General features: G+C 45.7%; 20 protein-coding genes. 9 read left to right on the top strand and 11 right to left on the bottom strand.

Going from position 1 to position 22,668, the window contains the following annotated elements:
- Positions 1-110 precede the first annotated feature (110 nt).
- The 3 genes from pta to Q0323_RS06720 all read left to right on the top strand — a co-directional run bounded on the left by pta (position 111) and on the right by Q0323_RS06720 (position 4,041).
- Complete coding sequence (gene pta / locus Q0323_RS06730) at positions 111-1,709, top strand: phosphate acetyltransferase (RefSeq protein ID WP_298052831.1); 1,599 nt, start codon at positions 111-113, stop codon at positions 1,707-1,709.
- Positions 1,709-2,941, top strand: a complete 1,233-nt coding sequence (locus Q0323_RS06725) for an acetate kinase (RefSeq protein ID WP_298052828.1) — start codon at positions 1,709-1,711, stop codon at positions 2,939-2,941. Before pta ends, Q0323_RS06725 begins: the two co-directional genes overlap by 1 nt.
- 518 nt (positions 2,942-3,459) lie before the next feature.
- Positions 3,460-4,041, top strand: a complete 582-nt coding sequence (locus Q0323_RS06720; RefSeq protein WP_298052825.1) for a hypothetical protein — start codon at positions 3,460-3,462, stop codon at positions 4,039-4,041.
- Positions 4,042-4,320: 279 nt separating this feature from the next.
- Here the strand turns inward: Q0323_RS06720 and Q0323_RS06715 are convergent, their stop codons facing one another.
- The 7 genes from Q0323_RS06715 to Q0323_RS06685 form a co-directional block, all read right to left on the bottom strand.
- The gene (locus tag Q0323_RS06715; RefSeq protein ID WP_298052823.1) at positions 4,321-5,493 is read right to left on the bottom strand and encodes a HAMP domain-containing sensor histidine kinase; all 1,173 of its coding nucleotides are present in this window, start codon (positions 5,491-5,493) and stop codon (positions 4,321-4,323) included.
- Positions 5,486-6,148 carry a response regulator transcription factor gene (locus Q0323_RS06710; protein WP_297879887.1) on the bottom strand — a complete coding sequence of 221 codons (663 nt, stop codon included), beginning with the start codon at positions 6,146-6,148 and terminating at the stop codon, positions 5,486-5,488. Before Q0323_RS06710 ends, Q0323_RS06715 begins: the two co-directional genes overlap by 8 nt.
- Positions 6,148-6,381 (bottom strand): hypothetical protein, encoded by a 234-nt coding sequence (locus Q0323_RS06705; protein WP_291936948.1) that lies wholly within the window; start codon positions 6,379-6,381, stop codon positions 6,148-6,150. Before Q0323_RS06705 ends, Q0323_RS06710 begins: the two co-directional genes overlap by 1 nt.
- 443 nt (positions 6,382-6,824) lie before the next feature.
- Positions 6,825-7,814 carry a methionine ABC transporter ATP-binding protein gene (locus tag Q0323_RS06700; RefSeq protein ID WP_298052820.1) on the bottom strand — a complete coding sequence of 330 codons (990 nt, stop codon included), beginning with the start codon at positions 7,812-7,814 and terminating at the stop codon, positions 6,825-6,827.
- Between the two features lie 43 nt (positions 7,815-7,857).
- The gene (locus Q0323_RS06695; protein ID WP_298052817.1) at positions 7,858-8,844 is read right to left on the bottom strand and encodes a diaminopimelate dehydrogenase; all 987 of its coding nucleotides are present in this window, start codon (positions 8,842-8,844) and stop codon (positions 7,858-7,860) included.
- Between the two features lie 60 nt (positions 8,845-8,904).
- Positions 8,905-9,051 (bottom strand): hypothetical protein, encoded by a 147-nt coding sequence (locus Q0323_RS06690; RefSeq protein WP_297880516.1) that lies wholly within the window; start codon positions 9,049-9,051, stop codon positions 8,905-8,907.
- Between the two features lie 41 nt (positions 9,052-9,092).
- Positions 9,093-11,903 (bottom strand): valine--tRNA ligase, encoded by a 2,811-nt coding sequence (locus Q0323_RS06685; protein WP_298052815.1) that lies wholly within the window; start codon positions 11,901-11,903, stop codon positions 9,093-9,095.
- Positions 11,904-12,136: 233 nt separating this feature from the next.
- Here Q0323_RS06685 and Q0323_RS06680 point away from each other — a divergent pair, with 233 nt between their 5' ends.
- The 6 genes from Q0323_RS06680 to Q0323_RS06655 all read left to right on the top strand — a co-directional run bounded on the left by Q0323_RS06680 (position 12,137) and on the right by Q0323_RS06655 (position 19,103).
- Positions 12,137-12,913: a MetQ/NlpA family ABC transporter substrate-binding protein gene (locus Q0323_RS06680; RefSeq protein ID WP_297924147.1), complete on the top strand. Its 777-nt coding sequence runs from the start codon at positions 12,137-12,139 to the stop codon at positions 12,911-12,913.
- Between the two features lie 114 nt (positions 12,914-13,027).
- On the top strand, positions 13,028-13,852 hold the full coding sequence (locus Q0323_RS06675; protein WP_291936931.1) for a peptidylprolyl isomerase: 825 nt from the start codon (positions 13,028-13,030) through the stop codon (positions 13,850-13,852).
- A gap of 235 nt (positions 13,853-14,087) precedes the next feature.
- A complete protein-coding gene (locus Q0323_RS06670) occupies positions 14,088-14,687 on the top strand; it encodes a DedA family protein (RefSeq protein WP_298052812.1) in 600 nt (199 codons plus the stop codon).
- A 316-nt stretch (positions 14,688-15,003) separates the two neighbouring features.
- Complete coding sequence (locus Q0323_RS06665; protein ID WP_005870686.1) at positions 15,004-16,410, top strand: aspartate ammonia-lyase; 1,407 nt, start codon at positions 15,004-15,006, stop codon at positions 16,408-16,410.
- A gap of 286 nt (positions 16,411-16,696) precedes the next feature.
- Positions 16,697-18,184, top strand: a complete 1,488-nt coding sequence (locus Q0323_RS06660; protein ID WP_177389295.1) for an anaerobic C4-dicarboxylate transporter — start codon at positions 16,697-16,699, stop codon at positions 18,182-18,184.
- Between the two features lie 391 nt (positions 18,185-18,575).
- On the top strand, positions 18,576-19,103 hold the full coding sequence (locus Q0323_RS06655) for an NAD(P)H-dependent oxidoreductase (RefSeq protein WP_298052810.1): 528 nt from the start codon (positions 18,576-18,578) through the stop codon (positions 19,101-19,103).
- 1,481 nt (positions 19,104-20,584) lie between these two features.
- Here the strand turns inward: Q0323_RS06655 and Q0323_RS06650 are convergent.
- The 4 genes from Q0323_RS06650 to Q0323_RS06635 form a co-directional block, all read right to left on the bottom strand.
- Positions 20,585-21,268 (bottom strand): SMI1/KNR4 family protein, encoded by a 684-nt coding sequence (locus tag Q0323_RS06650; protein WP_298052808.1) that lies wholly within the window; start codon positions 21,266-21,268, stop codon positions 20,585-20,587.
- A gap of 324 nt (positions 21,269-21,592) precedes the next feature.
- Positions 21,593-21,730: a hypothetical protein gene (locus Q0323_RS06645; protein ID WP_298052807.1), complete on the bottom strand. Its 138-nt coding sequence runs from the start codon at positions 21,728-21,730 to the stop codon at positions 21,593-21,595.
- Positions 21,731-21,815: 85 nt separating this feature from the next.
- Complete coding sequence (locus Q0323_RS06640; RefSeq protein ID WP_298052976.1) at positions 21,816-22,220, bottom strand: tyrosine-protein phosphatase; 405 nt, start codon at positions 22,218-22,220, stop codon at positions 21,816-21,818.
- Positions 22,153-22,503, bottom strand: a complete 351-nt coding sequence (locus Q0323_RS06635; protein ID WP_298052804.1) for a hypothetical protein — start codon at positions 22,501-22,503, stop codon at positions 22,153-22,155. Before Q0323_RS06635 ends, Q0323_RS06640 begins: the two co-directional genes overlap by 68 nt.
- Positions 22,504-22,668 lie beyond the last annotated feature (165 nt).

The following is a 22,668-nucleotide window of genomic DNA, read 5'->3' as shown; positions in this document are numbered from 1 at the left end:
GCGCTCCTTTGTTGAAAGTTACCAAATTCTAAACCCTCACGATAAATCTTTGATTAACACGCAAGCAAAATTTTGCTACAATTGCCTATCTTATTTCAAAGGATCAACCGATGAACGGAATTTTGCTCCTATGCGACGAACCCGCCGCCTATCAATCCGAGCTAAAAAAACTAGATAAAATTTTATCCATGAGCTTTCACAACGTTTTGCAACTTTGCATCGCTGGCGACAATGCCCTTTTTAGCAGGAGCGAGCTTGAAAAAGCGCTCGCGGATGGGCAGGATGAGCGCGTGCGAAAAGCGGCGATAGAACGCTTTGCACAGATCCTAAAGCAGTGTAATTTTGTGCTGGTTCGCGGCGTAGCGGGAGCTGATCTGCGCGAGCTAAATTTACAAATCGCAAAGGATCTAAATATCCCAGTTTGCGGATTTTATCCTAACGAAATTGCCGCGCGCATCGGCACGCGCTTGATCACCGCAGCAAAAGCGGTAAGCTTTGCCAGCATATATGAGGATAAAATTTCATTTTCCGCGCTAAGACCTGCACAAGAGGGTGCAAATTCTAAAAAATCGGAGCTTTGCGGTAAAAATTCTGCCTGCGAAAGCGATGCAAAATTTCACGACGAAAATTTCGCTTGCGAAAGCGGCGCGATAGAGCTTGATAAAGTCGTTGCCGACAAAAGCTACTTCACGGACGCTGCAAACTCCACACGCTGTGAAATTCTAACTCCGTTGAAATTTGAAAGCAAGCTCTACGCAAAGGCTCGCGCGAACGTTAAAACCGTCGTACTGCCCGAAAGCGACGATGAGAGAATTCTACGCGCGGCCGCGATTATAAAGCAAAGCGGCGCGGCAAATTTGATCCTTCTGGGGCGGCAAGACGAAGTGCAAAAAAGCGCAAGCAAGCTAGGTCTCGATCTAAGCGGCGTTAAAATTTTAGATCCGCAGACGGATGCGAGCTTGGAAAAATTTGCGCGCGATCTTTATGAACTTCGCAAGGCAAAGGGTATGAGCGAGGCGCAGGCGCGCGATTTAGTGCGCGATCGCACCTACTTCGGCACGATGCTAGTGTATGAAGGGCTAGCTGATGCGATGGTAAGCGGTGCCGGCACGACTACTGCGGAGACGATCCGCCCCGCGCTTCAGATCATCAAGACCAAGCCGGGCATCGCAACCGTTAGCGGTGCGTTTATAATGTGCCTGGATACGCAGGCTCTGCTTTTTGCCGACTGCGCCGTAGCGCCGAGCCCGAGCGCAGAGTATCTGGCAGGTATCGCGATCTCAAGCGCCGCGACCGCAAAGGCGTTCGGGCTTGAGCCGCGCGTGGCGATGCTAAGCTACTCCAGCGGCGATAGCGGCAGCGGCGATAGCGTGGAATTCATAAAAACTGCGACGCAAAAAGCGCGCGAAAAGGCGCCGGAGCTTTTAATCGACGGACCGCTGCAATTCGATGCCGCAGTCGATGCAGCGGTCGCTAAGAAAAAGATGCCGGGCTCTGCGGTCGCAGGGCGCGCGAACGTATTTATCTTCCCCGATCTTAACTGCGGAAATATCTGTTATAAGGCCGTGCAGCGCACCGCAGGCGCCGTGGCGATCGGACCGATTTTACAGGGCTTAAAAAAGCCGGTAAACGATCTAAGTCGCGGCTGCAAGGTCGCCGATATCGTAAACACGATACTTATCAGCGCAATTCAAGCGGGAGAGAATTAATGGATATCCTAGTCATAAATTCCGGCTCGAGCTCGGTTAAATTTAAATTCCACGATATGCTAAATCACGCTTGCATCGCAAGTGGGCTCATCGAGGAGATCGGCTCGACGCACGCAAGCGGAAGCATCAATTGCGCCAATGGACGAAGCATAAAAGTTGAAAACGAGCAAATTCCAAATCACGAAACCGCGATTGCGATTGCGATTGATCTTTTAAAACAAAGCGGAGTAATCAACGATCTAACTCAAGTAGGCGGCATCGGGCATAGAATAGTCCAAGGTGCGGATTATTTCGACGCTCCCGCGCTCATAGATGATGACGTAATGGCTAAAATCGCCGAGCTTGCGCCGCTTGCGCCGCTACACAATCCCGCAAATTTAGCGGGCATCAAATCCTGCCTCAAAATAGCTCCGAAAATTCCAAACGTCGCGGTTTTTGATACGATCTTTCATCAAAGCATCCCGCCTTATGCGTATATGTACGCGCTGCCGTATGAATTCTACGAAAAATATAAGGTTCGTCGCTACGGCGCGCACGGCACGTCGCATTGGTTCGTCTCGACGATGGGGGCGAAATTTTTGCGTAAAAAATACGAAAACTTCAACGCCATTACGCTACATCTCGGCAACGGCTCGAGCGTGAGCGCCATAGAAAACGGCAAGTGCATCGACACCTCGATGGGGCTAACGCCGCTTGAAGGCATCATCATGGGCACCAGATGCGGCTCGATCGATCCTGCGATCATCCCATACATCGAGCGCGTCGCGGGCTACAACGCGCAGGATATGGACGTCATAATGAACAAAAAAAGCGGGCTTTTGGGCATCTGCGGCGCAAGCGATCTGCGAAAGGTATATGAAAAGATGGAAGGCGGCGAGCCGCGCGCGAAACTTGCGTTTGAGATGCTCGTGTACAGCGTCGTTAAGATGATCGGAGCGTATTACGCCGTGCTTGGGCGAGTGGACGCTTTGATCTTTACCGGCGGTATCGGCGAGAATGCACCGCATTTTAGGCAAAATGTCTGCGAGAAGCTCGCTCATATCGGCATCGAAATCGATGCGACAAAAAACGCAAAAAATACCGGCTCGATTAGAAATTTAAGTGCGGCGGATAGCAAAATCAAAACGCTTGTAATCCCTACCAACGAGGAGCTGGCGATCGCCGAAGCTACGGTCGATACGATCAACAAAAACTCCGCGCAGATCGACTATCAGAAATACTCGGAATTTTAAATTTGATCTAGCGGGATTCCGCGGTTATTTTGCGAGCAGTGATACCAACTTGCCTTTTTGTTAGGCAATTAAATTTTAGGCTTTGGCTGCGAGCTTGCGTGAAATGAAAGGGCTTTCTTTATTTTAGGGGCTTTCTCGCTCCGACGATACGAGAAATTGCTACGCTACGCGCGGGTTTAATTTTATTTGTCGCTTCCGATAAGGCTTAAATTCTTCCTCGGAAGAAGTGGAACGGAAGGGGCTATACTTGCGAAGCGCCCTTTTACTTTGCTTCGGCTAGCAACCGTAAGCAGGTCTGCCGCCCAAATCCCGCCTAGATCACTGCGCGTTAGAAGCGGCGAGACTTTGTTTTTAAAAAAGCATTGCTCGGTTAAATTTAATAAATTTTATTTCAAATTTGACCGCAAAATTCCAAAGCAAGTTCTCGTCGTGAAATTTTACCGAACGATAAGGCATAAAATTTTAAAATTTAGCGCGAGCCGGGTTTTGACGCGCAAATTTTATTAAAGGAGCGAACGATGAGCGATCTGCCGAATTCTCAAGGCGCGCAAGAGCAAGAGGCGCCATATCCCGATACGAAATTTATCAAATTTTTCGGGCGACTTTACGCGGCGGTTTTTGCGCTGTTTGCGATCACGGCACTTAGCGTATTCGAGCTACCCGAAAACATTTTAGACGTAAGTGCGGCATGCGCAGACTTCGTTAAATTTATGAAGCAGTTTTTTCCAAACATCGCTGCGATCGGCAAAATAAGCCCGCACACGCAGCTTGCGGAATTTTACGTCGCGGCATTATGGGTACCTACTTTAACGGCTTTCGCGCTAAGCTGCGCGTATTGTCCGATCGCCACATTCTTATACAAAAAAGAGCTTCCCGCCGTCAAGACGCAGCTAATTATGCTTATCGGCATACCTTTTATCTATTGGCTTCTAAATAATTATTTCTACGCCGATTTTGCCATAAACGGCATCCCACACAAAGTAGGCAACGGGCGTTTCCTACTTTTGCGAGCAGAGAAAGCTTGTTTGGTTGACTATCGTTTTTTGGAGGCGGCTCAATGTTTTTTGGTATGTCTGTTCCGATTTTATTCAGTAATATAGTCCACTGGATATATCTATCGAGAAATAAAAGCTAAATTTTATAAAATCGCGGACGAATAAAATTCTGCACCCATAACTTTCAGGGTCATTTTACGAGCGCAAAGCGAACGACTGATAAAATTCCGCGCTCCGTTTTAGAACAAAAACAAGCGACGATTAAATTTAAACGCTCCAGCAATTAGAGCTTTTTTGCGCGGAATTTAAGCGACCGAGCGACGATTAAATTTAAACCGCAAGCGACCGCTTTTAAATTTTGAAATTTTGCTAAATTTTAAAATTTTATTCGCGCCACGTAAGGCGAAAGGTCGTTATCTCGCCCGGCACGCTGTCGTAGGAGATAGAAAAGGAGTATTTTTTGCAGACCTCGCTTACGATGCTAAGCCCGATTCCAAAGCCGCCCTCGCTTGAGTTAAAGCGTGCAAAGCGCCTGAAAATTTCGCCGCCCTTTTTACTATCGATCCCCTCGCCGCTATTTGAGATCGCTAGCTCACCGCGCCTTAGCCGCACATCCACGTAGCCGCCTGCGTTTGCGTATTTTACGGCGTTGCTTAGCAAATTGTCGATCAGGCGCGAAATTTCATAGACGTTTGCATTCATACTCGCATCCAAAAGATCGGTTTTAAGGCTTAGTCTGCGTTTTTGAATAAACGGCGCGAAGTATTCGCAGCGCGAAGCGACGAGGCTTTTTAGATCGATCGAGCTAATCTCGCCATCCTTATTCATACCGAAGGTCAAAAACACGAGATCCTCGTAGATGCGCGAAAGCGTCTTGGCGGCAAGATCGATATTAGCGACGCGTTTGGCGTTGTATTCCCCAAGCTCTGCGTGCCGCATCGTCTCGACGCTCATGGAGATAATACTAAGCGGAGTATTAATCTCGTGAGTACTATCCTTGATGAAGCGATTTAGCGTGTCAATCTTATCGTAAAGCGGCTTTGTACCTAGCCGCACCAGATAAAACGCCACGGCTAATATCACGCCCAAAAGCGCTATCATCATCGCTGCGGTTTTGATACGAAGCGTTAAAATTTCGCCCTGCACACTACTTCCAAGCAGAATGATTTTAGCCTTGGAAAAGGCGTTTCGCTCCTCCATATTTTGCAGATTCTCATAAATTCCTAGCCTACCGCCACTTATAAATTCCGCCTTTAGCTTCGCTTTATCAAGTGCGCCAAGCTCGCCGTCACAGCCGTAAATTTCATCAGAGTTTGGCTTAAATATACACGCACTCACGCCCTTTTCGCGCTCAAAGTCCGCTAGCGATTCCAGCCCGTCCATGCTTGCTTTCATATAGATCATCATCTTGATCTCTTTTAGCTCTTTTATCCTGTGCGAAAGCAGCGCGGCTTCGTTCATCCCGTAATTTATCTTGAAAAAATATCCCAAAAACAACGCACTTGAAATGAGATACAAAGATAAAATTTTAAGCGTTAAAGCGGTCTTCTCAGACATACAGATACCCTGCATTGCGGCGATTTATGATGTGCTCTTCGCCTAGGACGCGGCGTAGATTTTTGATATAAGTTCGCAGCGCTTCCTCGCTCGGAGTTTCGTCAAAAGCGTAGATCGCGGAGAAAATTTCATCCTTGCTTAAAAGCCTGTTTTTATTTTGTAAAAAAAGTGCCAGCAGCTCGCGCTCTTTGTTTGAAAGCGCGACGGGCACGCCCGATCTGCGTAGCTCTTTGCTTGCAAAGTAAAATTTAAACTCGTCGTCAATAGTTACAAAATCATCAAAATTGTGGCTGAAGTTTCGCTTTATGAGAGAATTAACGCGCAGCAACAGCTCTTTTAGCTCGTATGGTTTTTTGAGATAATCATCGCAGCCGCTTTTAAAACCAACCTCAAGATCATCAAGCGTATTTAGCGACGTGGCGAATATCGCAGGGGTGCGATCGCCGCTCTTGCGTAGCTCTTTTAAAAGTGAGAATCCGTCGCCTTTGGGGATTTTTACGTCAAAGATAAAAAGATCAAATTTTTGTTCATAAGCAAGATCCGCGGCGCTTTGAGCGTCGCTGCAAACGCATACGTCAAAGCCCGCGTCTTTTAGATATTCGCCGATGAGATCGCAAAGCGTCTCATCGTCCTCTACGAGTAAAATTTTACTCACTACATCTCTTTTTTCATCTCTTTTTTCATTTCGCCTTTCATCTCATCCTTCATATGTTTACCCTCTTTCATAGCATCCTTGTGCATATCTTTCATGTCGCCCTTCATCTCTTTCGCACCATTATGCATTGATGTATTGGCGTCCTTCATCTCATCTTTCATGCCCATGTCGGCAGCTACGGCAAAAGTGCCAGCAAATAGCGCACTAAGCGCAAACAAAGTAAGTTTTTTCATTACGTACTCCTTAAAAGAAATTAGCGGAATTATACTTCCGTAAAAGTGAAGTATGTGTGAAATTCCGAAAAAAATTCAAATTTAAATTTAAACGCCTGTAATTTCAAACGCGGAGCGGCTTAAATGCGCTCGGTCGGTCGCGATCTCTGAAATTTAAATCGCTCGCTACGGCTAGTCGAATTCTAAACGCGAATCAAAGCTAGCGAGGGCGCACGCCAACAGCGCATTGCCGAGCTTATTTTATCGAGGCAAAATAGAAATTTAAACCGCCGGCTAAACTAATTAAATTTGTAATGCCACGACTAATGCCACGACGCGCACATCAAATCAAAAACGCCGAGCCAGCCTTTGAGTTCGCGACCTCGCGCGAGTTTTTGAATTCGCCATGCCGCGTAAGCCCTTAAATTTAGTGCGGCGCAAGCGCACAGGGCGCGAAATCACACCTAGATCGCGGCACAGCTTTTGATCTCATCCTCGCTTACGATCTCGTAGATCACGCCCGCGTTTTTAATAAATTCCTCCACGCGCGCGACGTGTGCGGGCTCTACGTTGATCACGAGGCTTCCGACGACGTTTTTATCGAGGCGCTCGAGCTTGCCCCAAACGATGTTAAAATTTATCTCCAAAGCGCGCGCCATATGCGTGATCACGCTGTCAAACGCAACCGCGGGCGGGAAAAAGAGCCTGATATTCACGCCGCTTGCGGGTAGCACCTCCTCCTCGCCCAAAAACTCCTTCATATTCTCATCCGGGTGCAAAAACAGCGAGACGATATCGCCCGAGTTACTCACGCGCCCGCCCCTAAGCAGGATCGCTCGCTGCGCGATGCCCTTTACGACCTCCATCTCGTGCGTAACGAGCACGATCGTAATGCCTAGCTCGCGATTGATGCGGCGCAGAAGCGATAAAATTTGCGCGGTGGTGTTGGGATCAAGCGCCGAAGTCGCCTCGTCGGAAAGCAAAATTTTAGGGCTTAATGCAAGCGCGCGCGCGATCGCCACGCGCTGCTTCTGTCCGCCGCTAAGCTCGCTAGGATAGGCGTTTGCTTTATCTGCAAGCCCCACGAGCTCCAAAAGCTCGGCGACGCGGCGCTTCGTGTGATCTTTCGAATATCCCCAAAACGCTAACGGCGTGGCGACGTTTTGCGCGACGCTGCGGCGGCTCATAAGCGCGAAGTGCTGAAAAATCATACCGATATTTTTGCGCAACTCGCGGATCTGAGCGCCGCTTAGCTCTCTTACCTCCCTGCCCTCTACCTTAAGGCTTCCTTCTTGATAGTCCTCAAGGCCGTTTATGCAGCGCAGCAGAGTGCTTTTACCCGCGCCGCTGCGACCGACGATGGCAAAAATTTCGCCCTGTTTCACCTCCAGGCTCACATCGTCGATCACGCAGGTTTTTCCGTAAAATTTCTTTAAATTTTCTATCTTTATCACTCAGATTTCCTCGTTCATAATTCCGCCGAAACGCCCCAGAAATTTATAAAATTTCGCGCCTTAGCTCATCTGCGCTCTTTGGCGAAAGAAGCGCCGGAGCGATGTCAAATACGCTAAACGCGCCGCGCTCACCTCTTTGTGCCAAACGATACGCTGCGCGGGCGTAAGCTACGAGCACGCTTGCGGTAAATTCGGGATTTGAATCAAGCTTTAGCGAAAACTCGATCAAATGTTTATTTTCGCCGCGCTCGCCCGTCGCTCCGCTTCGCAAGACGAAGCCTCCGTGAGGGATGCCGCCGTGCTCTTTTTTAAGCGTCGCAATATCGATAAAATGCACGCTCGTATCGTAATCGGAGAAGTAATTGGGCATCGTTTTTATCTCACGCTCGATGCGCGCTTTATCGGCGCCGTCCTCGGCCACGACGTAGCACTCGCGCAGGTGTTTTTCGCGCGTGCTAAGACTCGGGTTTTCACCCGCGCGAACTCGCTCCAAGGCGCTATCTATCGGTACGGTGTATTGGCGCGCATCCACGACGCCCTCGATCCTGCGGATGGCGTCTGAGTGGCCTTGGCTCACGCCTTTGCCCCAAAACGTATAACTGCTGCCGTTTTGCAGCACACTCTCGCCAAATAATCTATTTAGCGAAAACAGCCCAGGATCCCAGCCCACGGCGATGATGCCTACGTTTCCGCCTTTTTTGGCTGCGGCGTCCACCGCGGCGAAATGCTCCGGGATTTTTGCGTGCGTATCAAAGCTATCAACGACGTTAAAATTTAGCGCAAACTCGGGCGTCTGCGTCGGTAGATCCGTCGCGCTACCGCCGCAAAGCACCAAAACGTCAAATTTGCCCTTGTGCGCTAAAATTTCATCCACGCTAAATACCGGCGCGCCGCATGTTTGCACGCTGTGCGGCTCGCGGCGAGAAAACACCGCCGAAAGCTGCAAATCCTTGCTATTTCGCGCGGCAAGCTCCACGCCGCGACCTAAATTTCCATATCCTAAAACCGCTATTTTTATTTTTTCGCTCATTTTTTATCCTTGATAAATTTTAAAATTTAGCGCGTAAAACGGCGCGCCGCCGATGAAATTTTACCTCAGTAAGAAATAATAAATCACGTATAACCAACTTAAAAATCCGTGGATTATCGCCCACATTATGCTTTTATTGACTCCCCATGATAGTGCGACGGCTATGACCGTGCCTAACGTAAATCCACCGATACTACCTTTTGACATATTTTTCTCCTTAATTTAAAATTTAAGCTCAAACTAACGGGCTACTCGCCAAACGCCTTTAGCTCGTCGCATACTTTGGCGAATTTTTCCTGCGCGCTCTGCAGCCCTTCGCGGTTGGCTTCAACCACGGCTTGCGGGGCGGAGGCTACGAATTTTTCGTTATTTAGCATGCCTGAGAGCTTTTCGATCTCTTTTTGCAGCTTCGTTTTTTGCGCGTTAAGACGCGAAATCACGCCGCTAAGATCGACCCCCTCAAGCGGCACGAAAGTTTCTAAGCTCTCGCTTACGTCGCGGGCGGAATTTGCGATATTTTGCTGCGTAAATTCCACTTCATCTACCTTGGCAAGCGTTTTGATGTAGTCCGCGGCGGCGCTTAAATCGACTGCGGATTTGACGTAGGCTTTGGCTACGCGCGCATTGCCGAGCTCAATCGTCGCCTTTGCGCGACGAATGCTCACGATCGCTTCGATGAGAAGCGAAAATAGCTCCTCGATCCGCTCGTCGCGCTCGCCCCGCTGCGGGTATCTCATCACCATGATGGAGCGCGCGTCCTGCAGCTTCGTGCCGCTTAGCTCCTGATACAGATACTCGCTTAGAAACGGCATAAACGGGCTTAGCAGCTTCATCGCCTCTTTAAAAATCATCCCTAGCTCGCCGATCGCGGCCTTGTCCGCCTTGCTAAGCTCAATGCCCCAGTCGCAAAACTCGTCCCAAAAAAACTTATAAAGCTCGGTCGCAGCGTCATTGAAGCGGTATTCGTCTAAATTTTCCCGCACCGCGCCCACGCAGCAGTTAAAGCGCGAAAGCATATATTTGCCGAGGCTCGTTTTGATCTGCGCCGCGTCTAAATCGTCAAATTTAGAAGCGTTTAAAAGCAAAAATTTGCTCGCGTTATAGAGCTTATTCGTAAAATTTCGATATATCAAAAGCTTATCGTCGCTAAGGCGCAAATCGCGCCCCTGCACGCACAAAATCGTAAGCGTAAAGCGCAAAATATCGGCGCTAAATTCATCGATTTTTAGCAGCGGATCGACTACGTTTTTGCTCGATTTGCTCATCTTTTTGCCGTCTTTGTCCTTAACTAAGGCGTGCAGGTAGATGTCGCGAAACGGCAGCTCGCCCATGGCGTTTTGGCACTGAAACATCATGCGCGCGACCCAGAAAAACAAAATGTCAAAGCCGGTAATTAACATAGTATTCGGATAAAATTCGCTCAAATCCTCCTCAAACCACTTCTCGTTTTTCAGCGCCTCGCCGTTGCCCCAGCCAAGCGTGCTGATCGGCCAAAGACCGCTTGAAAACCACGTATCGAGTACGTCGGGATCTTGAGTAAAATTTTTACCGCCGCATTTCGGGCAGGCATCGGGGCTCTCACGCTCATCTGCCCACTGATGGCCGCAGTCGCAGTAAAATACGGGAATTCTATGTCCCCACCACAGCTGGCGGCTGATGCACCAGTCCTTCAGCTCGCGCATCCAGGCGTTGAAGCTATTGATCCAGTGCTTCGGGAAAAATTCCGCCTCACCGGAATTTACTTTGGTAATTGCATCTTTTGCGATATCTGCGCGCACGAACCACTGCTGAGAGATGTACGGCTCGACGACGTTTTTGCAGCGGTAGCAGTAGCCGACTTGATTTTCGTAATCCTCGATTTTTTCTATAAAGCCCAGCCGCTCAAGCTCCGCTACGATCTGATCGCGCGCGGCAAGTCGCTCTAAGCCTTGAAATTTACCGCACTGCTCATTTAAAATTCCTTTTTCGTCAAAAACGGTGATAAACTCCAACTCGTGGCGCTTACCGACCTCGTAGTCGTTGGTGTCGTGCGCTGGCGTGACCTTCACAGCACCCGTTCCGAAGCTCATATCGACGTATTCGTCGGCGATGATCTCTATCTCGCGGTCGATTAGCGGCAGCACGACTTTTTTGCCGATTAAATTTTTATAGCGTTCGTCCGCGGGATTTACCATTACGGCGGTGTCGCCGAAGTAGGTCTCGGGGCGCGTAGTTGCGACAACAATGTAGTTGCGGCTCATCTCGCTCGAATCTTTGCAAGAGTTTGAATTTTGCTCGCTTGATGAACCATCCGTTCTATCTGCGCTCGCAAAATTCTGCACAACCTGCAAATCTTCATCGCGATACTTTGCCTCGTCATTTTGAGTTAAATTTGAAACAGAATTTTTATTTAAATTTGGTGCTCGGCATCCATTTAAATTTGATAAATTTTGTCCGTCCGCAAAGTAGTAACGCAAATGATAGAGCTTGCCCTTGTTTTCCTTGTGCTCAACCTCCACATCGCTTAGCGCGCCGTCGTGCGTGCACCAGTTCACCATGTAGTTTCCGCGCACGATGAGCCCTGCGTCGTATAAATTTACGAAGGCTTTGCGAACGGCATTTTTAAGCCCCTCATCCATAGTAAAGCGCTGTCTGCTCCACGCGGGCGTGACGCCCAGGCGCTTCATCTGCTTTACGATCTGCCCGCCGCTTTGCTCCTTCCAGCGCCAAACGTGCTTTAAAAACTCCTCGCGCCCGATCGCTTCTTTTTTAATCCCTTGCATCAAAAGCTCGCGCTCGACGACGTTTTGCGTCGCAATGCCTGCGTGGTCTAACCCCGGTTGCCAAAGCGTACGGTAGCCATCCATTCGCTTGTATCGCGTCATGATATCTTGCAAGGTAAAAGTGAGCGAGTGCCCGATATGAAGCACTCCGGTGACGTTTGGAGGGGGCATCATAATGCAAAAGTTTTTGCCTTTTTGTTGGATATCTTTATTGCCGTCGATCTCGAAGTAGCCGCGCTGTTCCCAAATTTTATAAAAGCTCTCCTCTACGGCTTTCGCGTCGTAAAAATCTGCCATTTTCAGCCCTTTTTTAAAATTTTAAATTTTGCGATTTTAGCGGAATTTTTGTAAAGCGCTCATTAAAGCGTGCCAATTCTGCATTATACAATAAAATGTAGTATTTAAATATATATAGAAATATCGAATTTTAGAATATTTTAGATAAAATTTTAAAAAATCATATAAAAATACTTGACATTAAAAATTCTACCTGCTATAATACCGCAAAATTTTAACCAAAAGGATTAAATATGAAGAAATTTCTTCTCGCTTCGCTTCTTAGCGCTAGCGTCGTCAGTTTCGCTCTTGCCGAAAAAATCGTAGTCGCCGCTACTCCGATACCGCATGCCGAAATTTTGGAGCAGATCAAGCCCGATCTAAAAGCCCAAGGCTACGATCTTGAGGTCAAGGTTTTCAACGACTACGTAACCCCGAACCTCGCTACCGATAGCGGCGACGTGGATGCGGGATTTTTCCAGCACGTGCCGTATATGGTGGAATTTAACGCCAACAAGGGCACGAAATTAAAAGCGACCGTAGGCGTGCATTTAGAGCCGATGGGCATCTACAGCCATAAGATTAAAAATTTAAAAGATCTTAAAAACGGTGCCAAAGTTGCCGTGCCGAACGACCCGACTAACGAAAGCCGCGCGCTGGATCTACTCGTAGCCGCAGGGCTCATCGAAGTTGATCAAAACGCCAAGCTACGCACGCCGTTAGATGTCACGAAAAACCCTAAAAATTTAGAAATTTTAGAGCTTGAAGGCGCCGCGCTTCCACGCACTCTGGGTGATGTCGATATTGCAGTCATCAACTCAAATTTTGCTTTTAATGCAAATTTAAACCCGATCAAGGATTCGTTATTTTTAGAAAAGGCTGAGGGCAACCCTTACACAAATGTCATTAGCGTTAAAGAAGGCAACGAAAACAGCCCTAAAATCAAGGCGCTAGATAAAGCGATTCAAAGCGAGAAAGTGAAAAAATTTATCGAGACGCAATATAAAGGCGCAATCATCCCGTCGTTTTAACTCCCCTCTTTTTAAAATTCGGCGCAGGATTCGCGCCGAATTTGCTGACATTGGCTATTTTATTTACTATCTTTTTTTATAATTGCGCGAAATTTACCGAATAAAGGAAAAATAATGAAAAGAATTTTATCTTTCAGCTTTGTTGCCGCTATGGCTATATCTTCGCTTAATGCAGGCGTTTTGGCTACTGCAAAAGACGCAAATATCACTATTACGGATGAGGATGTTGCACCGTTTTTGGCTCAAGGTATGCAGCACGGCGGACAGGAACCAACCGCCGATGAGAAGAAAAAACTAATCGATGATCTGATCAAATACAAACTTCTAATCGCAGAGGCGAAAAAATCAGGCATTGAAAACAGCGACGAATATAAGCATCAGCTAGAGCTTGCTAAAGATGGCATCGCATTTAATCTATGGCAACGCGAACAAGCTAAAGACGTAAGCATCAGCGACGAGGAAGCTAAAAAAATTTATGATGAAAATAAACAGAATTTCATGCAACCAGATTCCGTTACTGCAAGCCATATCTTAGTAGCAGACGAAAAGGCTGCTAAAAACGCGATTGCGAAGCTATCAAAAGTCAAAAAAGAGAATTTAAAAGAGGAATTTAATAAGCTAGCTAAAGAAATTTCAATCGATCCAAGTGCGAAAGAAAACGGTGGCGATTTGGGCTCTTTTGGCAAAGGCATGATGGTGCCGGAGTTTGAAAAAGCGGCGTTTGCGCTAAAAGATGGTGAGATGAGCAAAACGCCGGTAAAGACGCAATTCGGATATCATATAATCTACAAAGAAAGCAGCAAAAAGGCTGAGACTATGCCGTTTGAAAAGGTAAAAGATCTCATCAAAAATCAATTACTTCCAAGCAAAGTAAATAAAAAAATCGATGACAAGGCTAATGAGCTATTCGGCAAACTAAACATCGAATACGCAAAATAGTTTTAATTTTAAGGCGCGAGGCTATTAAATTTATAATGCAAGTTCGCTACGGTGGCAACTTGTAAGGATAAAATTTAGCCCGCGCCTTTGTTTTATATGCGCTAAATTTTGTGAAATTTTAAGATCACTCTTGTATCGCCGGATTGTTAAATTCTAAACTTATTCGCTATGCCGATGTTAAATTTTGCGGAATTTTAAGCGCAGCCGGTTTTTTACATTAAATCAAGGAATTCAAATGCTTTCTGATATCGTAAATTTTATAGTAGAATTTGTCGCAGGTTGGGGATACCTTGGCATTTTTGTGATGATGTTTTTAGAAAGCAGCTTCTTTCCCTTCCCAAGTGAAGTCGTGATGATCCCCGCGGGCTATCTGGCCTCAAAATCGCAGATGAGCTTTGTTGCGGCATTTGTTTGTGGGCTTGGCGGTAGCATCACCGGCGCGCTGTTTAATTACTATCTATGCTATTTTTTTGGACGTAAGATTATCGCTAAATACGGCAAATACGCAGGCATCACCGAGGAGAAATTTGCAAAATTCGAAGCTTTTTTTAACCGCCATGGCGAAATTTCAACGTTTAACTGCCGCCTAATCCCAGGCATTCGTCAATACATCAGCCTTCCTGCGGGCCTTGCAAAGATGAATGTCGCGCGCTTCGTGCTATTTACTGGGCTTGGAGCTGCGATTTGGACATTAATACTTATGAGCTTGGGATATTTCATCGGCGAAAACGAGGAGCTAATCAAGCAAGATCTGCATCTAATTACGATCGCTCTGTTCGCTGTCGTCATTATAATCTCGCTCCTATATATTTATTTTATAAAACGCAAAAAATAGCTCCGCTCTAGTAAATATAAATGCAATAAAAAATTCCGCCTTTACCGCCTTTAACTTCAAATTTTTCAAATTATAATTTAAGCTAAACAAGAATTTTTATAATTTCACTTTCATAATCTACTTATGATACGATATTTCTATTAAAGTGTAATTATGCCTTAGTAGCGAATTCCAAAATATTTTTTAAGTAAAATTCTATTTAAAGCCTTAAACAATCATACTAATTTCTAAATTTTAATTTTTCGTTACGTTTTAAGCTGCTTTTAATACTAAAAGCTTTAAAATTCCATTAACAATTTCAACGAAAGGACTTATTATGGCAAAGACCAGAAAAGAACACGATTTCATCGGTGAATTAGAAATTTCCGACGATTTTTACTACGGTGTGCAGACATTTAGGGCACTAGAGAACTTCCATCTAAGCGGACGAGCGCTCAAAGACTATCCATTTTTTATCAAGGCATTTGCACAAATCAAAAAAGCAGCTGCACTAGCCAATAAAGAGGTCGGAGTCCTAGACGCACAAAAAGCCGATGCGATTGCAAAAGCTTGCGATAGGCTCATCGCAGGAGAGTTCAGAGATCAATTCGTAGTCGATATGATCCAAGGTGGCGCCGGAACTTCGACGAATATGAATACCAACGAGGTCATTACTAACATAGCTTTGGAGAGCATGGGACACAAAAAGGGCGAATACCAATACCTCCATCCAAACGACCACACAAATTTGGGTCAAAGCACCAACGATACCTATCCTAGCTCGATCAAAGTCGCTGCTTACGCCAAGCTAACCGATCTACTAAAAGCTATGGAAAATTTGAAAAAAGAGCTTGAAGTTAAAGCCAAAGAATACAAAGATGTCATCAAAATGGGAAGGACGGAGCTTGAGGATGCCGTCCCTACTACTCTTGGAAACACTTTCAACGCTTTTGCTACCTACATCAAAACCGATATCGCACTTATCAAAGCTGCTAGAGAGTCGATGACTTACCTAAATATGGGCGCTACGGCGATCGGCACAGGTATCAACTGCCACCCTGATTACAAAAACGTAGTCGAGAAAAAACTGGGTGAAATCACCGGCGTTAAATTTAAAGCTGCAGAGGATTTCATCGCCGCTACACAAGACACCGCAGACTTCGTTCACGTTAGTGGCGCGCTAAAAACAGCTGCCGTTCGCCTAAGCAAGATCGCAAACGACCTACGTCTTATGAACTCCGGTCCTAGATGCGGTCTAGGCGAAATCGAGCTTCCTAAGATGCAACCGGGCAGCTCCATCATGCCGGGCAAAGTAAATCCGGTCATCGCCGAGGTCGTAGGCGAGGCTTGCTACGAGGTTATCGGCAACGACGTTACGATTATGCTTTGCTCAGAGCGCGGAGAATTCGAGCTTAATGCGTTTGAGCCTGGCATCGCATATGCGCTATTTAACTCGATTGTGCTTTTGGAAAATGCGATGAATACACTAGCTGAAAAAGCTATCAAACATCTAAAAGCAAACCCTGAAGCTTGCCTAAAATCGGTGCTAAATTCTGTCGGTATCGTTACTGCATTCAATCCTTACATCGGTTACGAAAAATCTGCAAGTATCGCCAAAGAGGCACTTCAGACCGGAAAATCTGTCGGCGAAATCTGCTTAGAGCGCGGATATTTGAAAAAAGAGGAGATAGATAAAATTCTAGAGCCTAAATCTATGCTCAACCCACATATGAGCAAAAAATAGTTCCAAACTAGGTGCGGCGCGGAATTTCGTCGGTTAATTTAATAGGCGAAATTCCGCAAAGTAGAATTCTAAATAGATAAAATTTATCGTGCAGAATTCCGTAGATGCAGAATTTCATCAAGTTAGATTTAGCTTCCGTGGAGTAAAATTCCACTTGCGAAATTTTAGGATAAAATTCCGCATAGAATTCCGACCACTGAATTATAAAGATAATTCGGATTTTACCTGCTGAAATCTTTAGAATTCTGCGCGCCGTTAAAAAAATTACTTTATAAGGAGTTTTGCAATGGACATTTCATTGATATTGCAATTGATCGTACTCTTCGGTGCGATATTTTTGGGTGTTAGACTAGGTGGTATGGCTATAGGCTATGCAGGCGGTCTTGGCGTCGTCATTCTTACGTTGGGGCTTGGTCTAAAAGCGGGCAGTATACCATGGGACGTCATTTTAATCATTATGTCTGTTATCGCCGCTATTACGGCTATGCAAGTAGCAGGAGGACTCGATTATTTGGTACAAATAGCCGAAGGAATACTAAGAAAACACCCAAAATATATAAATTTCTTAGCTCCGATAGTTACATATTTGCTTACGGTATTTGCAGGGACGGGACATACGGCGTTTTCTATGATACCTGTCATTGCAGAGGTAGCAAAGACTCAAAATATTAAGCCTAGTGCACCTCTTAGTATAGCCGTCGTCGCTAGCCAGATAGCCATTACTGCTAGCCCCGTTTCAGCGGCGGTTGTATTTATGGCAGGCGAGCATGCTTTAGGCGGATTAGGCATTAGCTATCCATTATTGCTTGCTATTTGGATACCTACGACCTTTATCGGTTGTATGCTTACGGCTCTTGTTATAAATTTATTTTATAATCTCGATCTAAGTAGCGATCCAGAATATCAAAGAAGGCTTAAAGAGGGCTTAATAAAAGAGGTTAAAACAGAAGAAAATAAAGAACTTCCTGCAGGAGCCAAAAGATCGGTATTGATATTTTTGATCGGTGTTATCGCCGTCGTTTTATACGCTACGGCTATTAGCAAAAATGTAGGCTGGATAAAACCAAGTTACGTGACAGGCTACGAAAAAATCTATGAAAGCAAAGATCCTGATAAATTTAACGAACTAGTCGCAAAAAACATAAAAGTCAAAACCGACTCAACTACCAATGTAAAATACGTAGAAAATACCGATAAACCTACTAAAGTATTAGTGCTAACTAGAGATAACGCCATTATGAGTTTCATGTTAGTCATCGCTACTCTAATAACGGTAAGTTGTGGCGTCAAAGTCGATAAGCTATTTAATACCGCTACATTTAAAAGTGGTATGACGGCGTGCGTATGCGTACTCGGCGTAGCGTGGCTAGGTGATACTTTCGTGGTAAATCATACCGATGCTATCAAAAATTTCGCTGGTGATTTTGTCAAAGACTATCCATTTATGCTAGCTATAGCGTTATTTTTTGCGAGTATGCTTCTTTACTCTCAAGCCGCTACTGCAAAAGCGCTTATACCTACGGTTATTGCTGCGCTTGGACTAACTGCTACAAATAACGGAGACGCATATATCTTAGTCGCATCGTTCGCTGCAGTTTCCGCACTATTCGTGCTTCCTACGTATCCGACCTTACTTGGAGCTGTTCAGATGGATGATACCGGAACTACTAGGATAGGTAAATATATATTCAACCACTCCTTTTTCCTACCAGGTGTTTTAGCTATAGCGTTTTCAGTAGCGCTCGGCTTTCTAATAGCACCGATTTTATTGTAGAATTTAGCCGAGACTCGCTCTCGGCTTTATTAATTCGCTTAAGACTTAAACACTAATATTGAAATTTACCTAAAAGCAATGACGCAAATATCCCATCCAGAGTATCTACTTAAACTTAAATTTTGTTGATAAGTAAAGTCTCGCATAGACCAAATTTTATCCCTCTTGTCACTCCAATATGGCTAAGGTCAAAATCTACTTATAAATTTAAATGAAATCTCGCAAATAAAATTTATGTAAAAAATTTAATTCTGATAAAATTTTACGATTACAAAGCTTATCGCATTTCGTATATAAATTTTAAATCCTTTATAATATAAGTATCTGAATAGTAAATTTAAATTTCAGCCAAAAAACATATAATGTAAGAAATTTTAAACAAGGAGAAAATATGAAAAACCTAATCATCATCGCTCATCCCGATATGGCAAGCTCACACGCAAATAAGGCGTGGCGCGAGGTAGCCAAAAAGCAAGCGGATAAATTTGATATTCACGAAATTTACGCTGCTTATCCAAACGGCAAAATCGATGTTGCGCACGAGCAGGAGTTACTTTTAAGCCACGATAAAATTATCATTCAGTTTCCACTTTATTGGTACAGCTATCCGCCGCTTTTAAAGCGATGGTTCGACGATGTATTTGCCTACGGCTGGGCTTACGGCAGCACCGGCGACAAGCTAAAAGGTAAAGAATTCGCCCTAGCGATCACTATCGGCGACGAGCGAAACAACTATAAAAAAGACGGCACGATCGGATTTGGCATAGAAGAAGTTATCACGCCTTTTAAATGCGCGATGAATTTTACAGGCGCCAAGCTGCTGCCGTGCCACTTCGGCTATGGATTTTCATTTCATCCAGATAGCGAATATATCGCAAAAAGTGCAGAAAAATACAAAGAATTTTTAGCAAAATTTTAAAATTTACAAAGGCAAAATCGCTTTTTTAGTCGCGAAATTTTATTTTAAAAAGTGGCGGATGAAGATCGTCTCGTTTCATCCGCACTGCTCGGTGAGTTTTCTACATCGCTATTTTTGCGTCACACACGCGATCCCGTGAGCACAATCCCTGTCCTTTTGATCGTAAAATTTTATTCCCTTCTCCTATCCCCTTAAATGGGCAAAGCTTACGTTAAAAATTTATACGAAATTTTTCCGTATAGAGCATGCTTTAGTGCAGCCATATAAAAATCAATGAGCATAAAATTTTACCTAAAAATTTGCACCCGCTCGCAATAACACTCGTCTTAAATTTCCACAAGGCGCTAAAAAACTATGCATGCCCACCCGGCTCAAACCCTCCGCTAAATTCATAAAACGCTGCGAACTACGCGTTTACGGCTACTGAGCTGTATATGCTGTCATAAGCCCGCCAAGCTCATCCTCATCAATGTCAAAACAACAATCACTCATCTTGCTAGAAAGTGCGTCAGCTGGTAGGTATCAAGGAGAAGTTACTGCGAAAGCGGTGCAAAATACGATACCTCCGCGCCGAGCTGCTAGTGCTTGCTGCTCTGCGAGTGTAAACCCAAGATCCAAAAAGAGATTTAAAGTAAAGTAGCGCTTGCTACTCTGCGCGCGTGCAAACAGCTCAAAGCTACCACAAAAGTTTGCACTCACTTCGCCACTGAGCGCAATTTGCCTATTGCGCGCCTATTAATGCTTTCAGATTTCAACCTGTTCGCTTTTACTTTCCGTCTTTTAAATGCCTGCGCGCAGCTAGCTGCAAAGACATATTCGCTGGATACGCCTTGTAGCTCGCCCCCCATACCCTCGATAAAAATCCGTCGTAATTTATGCAGATATTTGGCAATAGGATCGTTTGGATACGATCTTTCGTACGAAGCCTAAAAGCGCTACGCCGATACAGATGCTCGCGCCATTTTTTGCTCTGCGCGCGCTGCCTGCGTCGCTGCGGTTACAATTTTTCTGATACGACATTTAAAGACAACCTATCGCCAAAACTACCGAAAAGCTTTTAACCTTGTTTTTTCTGCTTTAGAATTTAGTCTCAATCAGTTCTTTGCTAAACCGACAGAACTTCCATGCTTTGATATAATCCATCCACGCGGAATTTAGCTAAATTTTTATTTGGATTCCTAAAGACGCAGCAACTTTTCTATCGCGTCTTATTTCGGATAGCAGCAAAAATTCTACCGCCACACTGCAAAGAGTTAAATTCTATCGAGCAAATTTATTAAAAATTTTAAGAGTAGCAAAAGCAATAATAGATGATTAATGCTTTTCCAAATAGATACCGCTACCATTAAAATTTTAATCAAAAGATATCCATTAAATTTAGGCTCTTTAAATTAGCCAGCAAAAGCTTAAATTTCACAAGGTTCCCTGTGAAAGCAAACCCCGCAATACTTCATTAAGCAGCGCAAAAGCCGCTTTAAATTTTATCCCGCGACGCGATTTACCCAGATCAAAAACTCGTCGCTCGGGTTCTCGTCGTCCATATGCGCGGGCGTGACGAGCTCAAGCGCTGTTTGCGGGATCGTCGTTTTGAACGTCTGTGTTACCCACTGCTGAAATTTCACGTTTGGATGCACGATAAAATCGTCATCCTCGCTGTTTGGCGGCGCACTAAAATCCTCGTCCCAGCAGATTTCATCATAACCGATTGCGAGCAATCGCAAAAAATCAAGCCCGCTATGAGCCAAAATGCAGGTCATCGTCGAGCCCGAGCCGGAGCCCATGTGCACGATCTTCGTCTCGCCCGCATCGTCCAGCCACAGCGCGCACATCGAGCCCTCCGAGCCGCTGCCTGCGAACACGCAAAGCCGCTGCTTGATCTCCGCGGCAAGCTCGCGATCCTCGCCGTAAAACCAATACCTTAGCTCCTCGTCGCGATTTTTCGGCTCATCCGTGAAAAATACGATGTCCGTGCCGCCCTCGCGCTCATCGCCGCTCCAGCTCTGCCGTAGCCGATCCTGCGGGTAGAGATAGCCGCGTCTGCGCCCGCCAACGTCGTCATAAAAGCTGTTTGCTTCGATCCACGCATAAAGCGCCTGGGTCTCGCTTGGCACGCGCATGCCCTGCGGTAGCGCTTCGCGCAGCTGCGCTAGTAATAAATTTTCCACGATCGCTCCTTTTGCTAAATTTGCCGCTCGAATTTTACTGCGTTTCGGCTAAATTTACGGATATCTTTCTAATATCTGCGGCGTTTTACGCGCCCCGTCGCCGCAAGCGCAAATCGGGCTCTTTAAATTTAACCGATTTTCGTTGCGATACGCACGCGGCGTCGGTGTGAGCGCATATTTGAAAAAAGAGTATGATAATTTTAAGTAGAAAAATGCGTAAAATTTTACGACTTAAATTTTACTATTTTAAGGTCTCTTTGCTTCTTTGTAGAAATTTACGGTTTTAAATTTAGCTCGCCGCAAAGAGTAAAATTTTAGCGATACCTATAAATTTAAAATTTCTCGCGCCTTTTGTTTGCAAGCCTCAAATTTTTGCTCAAACTCCGCGCACCTTTTCAGCTCGTTTTTCGCCCCTATTTTGGTGTATCCCGAGCCTCGCCCCAGAAAATATACATAGCCCATATTCTAAAATTTCGTTATAAACGGCATTTTGTCATTATTAAATTTACAAATTTTGCCGCCGTCTGATCGGACGGGCGAATTTCGTCTAAATTCCAAGCTCGGCTCTTACGAGCGCTTCGTTTTGCGGCGTCAAAAAGCCCGCGATATCCTGCCACATGGAGTGAAAGCCGTATCCGCCGTCTATCATCTCGCTGCGTGCGGCGTCCAGGCTCCAGCCCTGATAGATCACGCGGTACATCGCCACCACAAGCCCCGTGCGATCGGCTCCGTGATAGCAGTGCACGAGCACGGCGCCCTCCTTTTGGCGCTCGCGAATGGTGCGCAAAACGTCCGCGATCTGTGCGGGCTTTATCTCCCAGCTTTGAAGCGGCTTGTTCGAGAGCCAAAATTGATCGCCAAACGCCCTTCTGTCGCCACTTCTGCTAAAATGGCGCAGATTTACGATGCTTTTTGATACCAAGCTCGTGCAGCTTTGCAGCGTAGCTTCCATCAAGCTGAGCGCTGCGAAACAGCAGCTCGTCCACGCGGTAGAAATTTTTCGCTTCGTCGATGAGGGTTGCTTTTTGCGATAAGTTTGGATTCGTGCCGCGCTCCGCGGTATCTGCATTTTTAAAATACGCGTTTTGAAATTTGGCGTCTTTTGCGTCCGCGAGATTTTGCTCCGCGCCGCTCGTTTTTCTAAAATCTATGGAATTCGCTTCTGCCGCAAGCTCCACGTGTATGCCAATCGCAAAGAAAAATGCGGCCGCTAGCGCAAGGGTTTTAAATTTCAAATTTCATCCTTTAAATTTGGCTAAATTTTATGATTTTTGTAAAATTTGACGCTCGCAGTTAAAATGCAAAATGGCAAGCGCGCCTTAATTTAACGCAAAATTTGAGCGTCAAGCCCGCTCAAAGCGCCGCAAAATTTTGCCGCGAGCCTGCAAGCCGCGCCGCCA

Origin of the sequence: uncultured Campylobacter sp., from assembly GCF_938030145.1 — a bacterium.
GTDB lineage: Bacteria > Campylobacterota > Campylobacteria > Campylobacterales > Campylobacteraceae > Campylobacter_B.
Note: the sequence above shows the minus strand (reverse complement) of the source record. Positions and strands in the feature narration are given on the sequence as shown.